Below are 6,035 nucleotides of genomic sequence, written 5' to 3' on the forward strand. Positions count from 1 at the left end.
CAAATAAGGTTGAAAAAGTAAATAACAATGGTTCGGAAATATTCTATGCTTATGATAAGAATGGGAATATTGAGACTATAACAGAAAATAGCAAGGTAATAAAATACACTTACAATGCTCTTAATGAACTTACAAGGGAAGATAATGAGGTATTAAATAAAACAATTGTTTACTCCTATGATGATGGAGGAAACATATTAACAAAGACAGAATACCCATACACAACAGGAACCCCGGCAAATCCTACAAAGACATATAACTATACTTATGGGGATACAAATTGGAAGGATAAGCTTACAGCCTTTGATGGAAAGGAAATAACCTATGATGCCATAGGAAATCCATTGACATATAACGGGTGGGATTATACTTGGGAAATGGGACGTCAATTATCAGGAATGTCAAAGCCAGGAATGGATGTTTCATATAAGTATAATTCAGAGGGGATAAGAACCGAAAAGACAGTAAATGGTTCAACCACAAAATACACAATAGTTGGCGGCAAGGTAACCTACGAAAAGAACGAAACAACCGGAGGAGACAGAATCTACTACACCTATGACAGCAGCGATAACCTTGTTAGTATGAACTACTGTGGAACAGAGTATTTCTATATAAGGAATGCTCAAGGTGATATAATAGGGTTAGCTAATACAAATGGTAATAAGGTGGTATCATACACCTATGATTCTTGGGGAAAACTGATAAGCATTAAGGATCAGAATGGGAATGATATAACGAACTCAACTGGGCATATTGGGTATAAGAATCCTTATAGGTATAGAGGATATAGATTTGATAACGAGACGGGGATGTATTATTTACAAAGCCGTTATTATAGTCCTGAGTTTTGTCGCATGTTAAATGCGGATGATACAGATGTTTTAGACAATACTTTAGAAGATCTTACGGATAAAAATTTATTCGCTTATTGCGACAACAACCCTGTCAATAGGTCTGATGAAGGTGGATATTTTTGGGAGACTATACTTGATATAGGTAGTATTGGTTGGAGTGCATATGACTTAATATCAAAACCATCTTGGGCAAACGCAGGTTATCTTGCGTGGGATATTGGGGCGACAGTTATTCCGTTTGTACCAGGTTCATATACAGCTAAAGGGGTAAAGGCAGTTAGTAAAGTAGATGATGTGGTTGATACTGCAAAAGTGGTTAAGAATACAGGGCGTACGGGAAAACAAGCTCGTCTTAGAGAAATAGCAAAGGATGATAAGGTTTCTTCGGCATTGAGAGGAGAAATTAAGAGAGATATTAATCAGATTAACAGGGGTAAGAGAACTACAATAAGAGTTCCTAATGGGTATCAGATGGCACATAAAAGAGGCTATGAAGCAAGAAAAGGTTTTGGTTATAGTCATAGTGTTTTGAACGATACAAATCTTCATAAATTACAGCATAAATATGATAAATATGGAAGGAGAAGATGATTGTGAATGTTAAAGAGTTTGAAGAAGTTTCTAAGTTACCAGGGGCTAAAAGATATGAATATTTTATTAAAAAGGTAGCTGATAATGAAGAACTATGGGGATTATATAATGACGGTTGGGCTATGGTAGCAGATGATGATGGAAATGAAATGATTCCGTTTTGGCCTAGAAAGGAATTTGCTGAAGCATGTTGTTTAGAGCAATGGAGCAACTATAGTGCTGAACCTATTGACTTGTATGAATTTATTGACGGGTGGCTTGTAGATATGAAAAAAGATGGTTTAAGTGCGGCGATATTTTATACAAAACATGATAAGGGTATTGTTGTAAAACCAGAAAAGCTTACAGAAGATTTGAATGAAGAACTAGAAAATTATTAATTATAATAAGGACATGACAGTCAACTTACCTATTACCGCCTTTGCATAAGCAAAGGCGGTTTTCAAATTATAAGGGTTTGGGATTACCCAATTTCATCTATTTGGCTATACAAATAGGAAGCTTGCCGTAGAATAAAATCTACGTACTCGCCAAATGCTTTAAAACTTGGCAAGACAAATATTTTATGATTTGTCTTAAGCTAAATCTAAAGTTTTTAAGGAGATTATTTAACAATTTTTAAAAGTTGTCACTTTTTATGACTTCTACTGACCATATTATAGAGGAAAAATTTTATTCTCAATATATGGAAAGGAGAAGTTAGGATGCAAACAAAGAAATTGAAAAACTTAAATCCATTTGAGCAAGAAAAAGTTATTGATGATGGTAAAGAGGTATTTATCATTACTCGTTATTTTATTGGAAGTAGAAATTTAGATAAAGTTTTTGAAGAAATACTACAAAAGCATGATGAATTAAAGGACAAGGTTAGCTAATCATAATTAAATTTGTAAGTTGTTGAAATGTTGAAACAGTAGTAATATAATTGCCTTAATAGGTGGTTGACTGTTGTTTCAAAAAAAGGAGGATTTATTAATTGGAACAACAAATTTATTATGATGTAGCTATCTATTGCAGATTATCTAGGGATGATGATATGCACGGTGAAAGTTCAAGTATCTTAACTCAAAAGGCAATGTTATCTAAATATGTTCAAGACCAAAACTGGCGTATAGTTGACTATTATGTTGATGATGGTATATCAGGTACTACTTATGAAAGACCTGACTTTAAGAGAATGATAAGGGATATTGAAGAGGGAAAAATTAATCTTGTAATAACTAAAGATTTATCTAGACTTGGAAGAGATTATATACAAACAGGTTATTATACAGAGATATACTTTTCTGAAAAGAATGTCCGTTATATTGCATTAAATGATGGCATAGATACCATCAATAACGATAATGACATAGCTCCTTTTAAAAATATCCTTAATGAAATGTATGCTAAGGACATCAGCAGAAAGGTAAAGTCAGCTTATAAAATAAAAGCAGCTAGAGGTGACCATCATGGTGCTTATGCTCCATTTGGGTATAAGAAACACCCTGAAATTAAGGGGAAGATACTTATAGATGATGAATCAGCAGAAGTAATAAGGCTTATATTTAACCTTGCAAGTCAGGGGTATGGAGCAAGTAGAATTAGAACAGAGCTTACTAAAAGAAAGATACTCACACCATCAGCTTACCTAAATAAACTCAATCCTAAATACTACGCAAAAGAATTTATGAATGCAAAGCCTGAAAAATATTATTCATGGTCAATGAATGCTGTCCAAAGAATACTTGAAAATGAAATTTATATAGGCAATGTAACACATTATAAAGAGATTTCAGTGTCCTATAAATCAAAGAGAAGACAGCCTCAACCAAAGGATAAATGGGTTACTGTAGAAGGTAGCCACGAACCCCTAATTGATAAGGAAATATGGGATATTGTTCAGGATAAAGCAGAAAGAAGAGTTAATTTTGGAGCAAGTCATGAACCTAATATATTTGCAAGAATAGCACGTTGTGCAGATTGTGGATGGAGCATGGGGCTAACGCCAAAGCAAATTGATTTTAAAACTAAAAAGAGAACTGAAAGGCGTTATCTGCAATGTTCAACCAATAGAGTTTATGGGAAAACTAGATGCACTCTCCACAATACAAATTATCAAAAGCTTTGTGAAATGGTGCTTGAAGATATTAAAGCATTCTCAAAGCTGGCATTAGAAGATTCTGATGGTCTTTTACTAAGATTAACAGAATCTAGTGATAAGAAAAAGCTTAAAGAATTAGAACAAACAAAGAAGGAACTTGCCAAAACAAAGCAAAGGTTAAATGACCTTGAGTTATTACTTCAAAGGCTTTTTGAGCAGAATGTTTCTGGTAAAATGAGTGATTATAATTACTCTGTAATGTTTAAGAAATACCAAGAGGAACAGGAAACTCAAAGACTTAAGGAAAAAGAGCTTAAAAAGCGTATAGAAGCAAATAGCCAAAGCTTTGATAATGCAGCTAAATGGATAGAGCTAATCAAGCAATATGGCAATATACAGAAGCTAGATGTCACTATTGTAAATGAGCTAATTGAAAAAATATTAATCCATGAAGCTAAAAAAGAGAATGGCAAGAGAACACAGAAAATTGAAATTTACTACAGATTTATTGGAAAGGCAAGTGATTAAGCTTGTAGTTCAATAAAATCCGTATTTAAATATATGCGACAAGTTACATCGTAGTATAACCCTGAGTGGGGAAGGTTTATTAATGCTGATGCAATAGCGGGAAGCTTAGGAGAGTTACTAGGTCATAATATATTTATCTATTGTAAGAATAATGCTATAACAATGAAAGATCCATCAGGTTTTCGAGAAATGATAGCAGCTAATCCTAATGAAGAGACAGAAGAAATGAGGGAGTATAGCTTAGCTTTAATGAGTAAAGTTAATTATAATAATTATGTAAAAAAGCATACTGTCCAAAGTAAAACATTTTACAAAGAAGGTGAAGGACCTAAATTAGCAAAAGTAGATGGTGGAGTGAAAGCTCAATTGTGTTCTGGCGAGCTGGGAATAGCTAAAGTTTATAGCGGGAATAAAAGGGCTCAATGGTATATAAAAGGTCCTTCTTTGAATAGTGATATAGGTATAGTTTTAGCCAATAAAAAGAAATTAGCGGCATATGGAAAGCTATCGCTTGTTGGGGCTAGCGGAAGTATTAATATATTTATACCATATTCAAGAAAGATTTTAGTAATTGGACTTGAAGGTGATTTGTTCTCAATTGGTGGGGGATTAGAGGTTGATAATACTGTAAGTAAAAAAATTAAATTTGGTGTTCATTATGGTATAGGTGGGGATGTAATACTTGAAGTAAAATAATAGTTAGAATCATTTTTAATATAATAATTTAATTTAATATAATGAGTGATAATGAAATATAGATAATAGTCAGTATAAAAAAGAGAGGTATAAAATAATGAGAAACTTAATTAAGCCTAAATTTCAATACTTCCTAACACCATTAACTTATGTTTATATTTGTGTTATTGCAGTTATAAACTATATATTATGGAGAGAACCTAAAAAAGCTATAAAGATATTAGTTATAGGGTTTATTTTTTCAGTTGTATTTTTCTTAGTTAAACCTGAATTAATGATTATTTTGGGTTTGCCTGACATTTTAGAAGGTAGCATTGGGATTATATATCTATATGCAATAAGCACCCCGGCAAGCATATATTTGATAAAAGATCAGGAAAAATATATTAAAAATAGTTAATAATAAGGAGATTAAAATGGAATTAATTATAGAACAGTCTAAATTTAAGCTAAATTATGAATACAAGGTATATGCATCATCAGAGCTTATTTATATTGCTAAAATTAATAGAAATATTATTCCTAGTTTAAGAAAAATATATTTATATGAATCTAATGGTAAAGAAGTTTGTTGTCTTAAACAAGAAAATTGGTTGAAATTTATTTTACAAAATATACCCTTCGTAAATTTTTTAGAAAGTAGTATTTGTGATTATGTTTACTATAAAAATGGAATTAAAGAAGGATACTTAAGAGAAAAGACTTCGGGTGATAGCATTGTTATAGGAAAAATTAAAGGTCAAGACTATGAAATGTTTGGATATGAGATAAATAATATTCCTATTTATTGGAATAAAAAACAAACAGGTGTAATAAAAAGAAAAAACATAAAGGAATTAGATGGAGATCAATATAAAATAATTTATAATAATAGTTTACCAAGGGAGGTAGCAGTGATTTTTTGCTTGCTTTCAGATGTTTTATGGCATACATCTGACACAAGAATTACTTCGTGTAGTTGGGAATATAGTATTCCATTAGCAGGGGAAAAGGTTAATAAGGATTGGGTACCAGAAGATTTATAATAGCATTATTAGGAGTAATCAATAATAGTTTGGGAAAGGGGATATTGTTTTTGATATCCTCTTTCAAATTTATAATGCTAGTTATAATAGGTTAGGTTTAATTAATAATTGTAAACCGCATAGGGACAGTAAAGAATAGTTAAGAAGAAATAGGATATAAATTTACAAAGCCTTTGCCTTGTCCTTTCAAGGAGAAACTAGTCTTTCTGTTTTGTGAAAGTTGAGTAACATATAATTTAAACTTATACAAAGGAC

7 protein-coding genes are annotated in these 6,035 nt (G+C 31.8%); all 7 read left to right on the forward strand.

Annotation, left to right across the window (positions count from 1 at the left end; genetic code table 11):
- On the forward strand, positions 1 to 1,448 hold a 1,448-nt coding region (locus Q428_RS15520), incomplete at its 5' end, for a polymorphic toxin type 8 domain-containing protein (RefSeq protein ID WP_242847848.1).
- Positions 1,445 to 1,828, forward strand: coding sequence for a DUF2750 domain-containing protein (locus Q428_RS13120; protein ID WP_035381656.1), 384 nt, complete (start codon positions 1,445 to 1,447; stop codon positions 1,826 to 1,828). The genes Q428_RS15520 and Q428_RS13120, both read left to right, overlap by 4 nt.
- Positions 1,829 to 2,152: 324 nt before the next feature.
- Complete coding sequence (locus Q428_RS15525) at positions 2,153 to 2,323, forward strand: hypothetical protein (RefSeq protein WP_161633633.1); 171 nt, start codon at positions 2,153 to 2,155, stop codon at positions 2,321 to 2,323.
- Positions 2,324 to 2,424: 101 nt separating this feature from the next.
- The gene (locus Q428_RS13125; RefSeq protein WP_035381658.1) at positions 2,425 to 4,059 is read left to right on the forward strand and encodes a recombinase family protein; all 1,635 of its coding nucleotides are present in this window, start codon (positions 2,425 to 2,427) and stop codon (positions 4,057 to 4,059) included.
- A 162-nt stretch (positions 4,060 to 4,221) separates the two neighbouring features.
- On the forward strand, positions 4,222 to 4,755 hold the full coding sequence (locus tag Q428_RS13130; protein WP_152539140.1) for a hypothetical protein: 534 nt from the start codon (positions 4,222 to 4,224) through the stop codon (positions 4,753 to 4,755).
- A 97-nt stretch (positions 4,756 to 4,852) separates the two neighbouring features.
- Positions 4,853 to 5,155, forward strand: a complete 303-nt coding sequence (locus Q428_RS13135; protein WP_035381662.1) for a hypothetical protein — start codon at positions 4,853 to 4,855, stop codon at positions 5,153 to 5,155.
- 16 nt (positions 5,156 to 5,171) lie between these two features.
- Entirely contained in the window at positions 5,172 to 5,780 is a 609-nt protein-coding gene (locus Q428_RS13140; protein WP_035381663.1) for a hypothetical protein, read from the forward strand.
- Positions 5,781 to 6,035 lie beyond the last annotated feature (255 nt).

Origin of the sequence: Fervidicella metallireducens AeB (assembly GCF_000601455.1) — a bacterium.
Lineage (GTDB): Bacteria > Bacillota > Clostridia > Clostridiales > Caloramatoraceae > Fervidicella > Fervidicella metallireducens.

Bases quoted from the DNA above. Each gene is read 5' to 3' on its own strand.
- Q428_RS13120 (WP_035381656.1), top strand. From the start codon at position 1,445: ATGATTGTGAATGTTAAAGAGTTTGAAGAAGTTTCTAAGTTACCAGGG.
- Q428_RS15525 (WP_161633633.1), top strand. From the start codon at position 2,153: ATGCAAACAAAGAAATTGAAAAACTTAAATCCATTTGAGCAAGAAAAA.
- Q428_RS13130 (WP_152539140.1), top strand. From the start codon at position 4,222: ATGAAAGATCCATCAGGTTTTCGAGAAATGATAGCAGCTAATCCTAAT.
- Q428_RS13135 (WP_035381662.1), top strand. From the start codon at position 4,853: ATGAGAAACTTAATTAAGCCTAAATTTCAATACTTCCTAACACCATTA.
- Q428_RS13140 (WP_035381663.1), top strand. From the start codon at position 5,172: ATGGAATTAATTATAGAACAGTCTAAATTTAAGCTAAATTATGAATAC.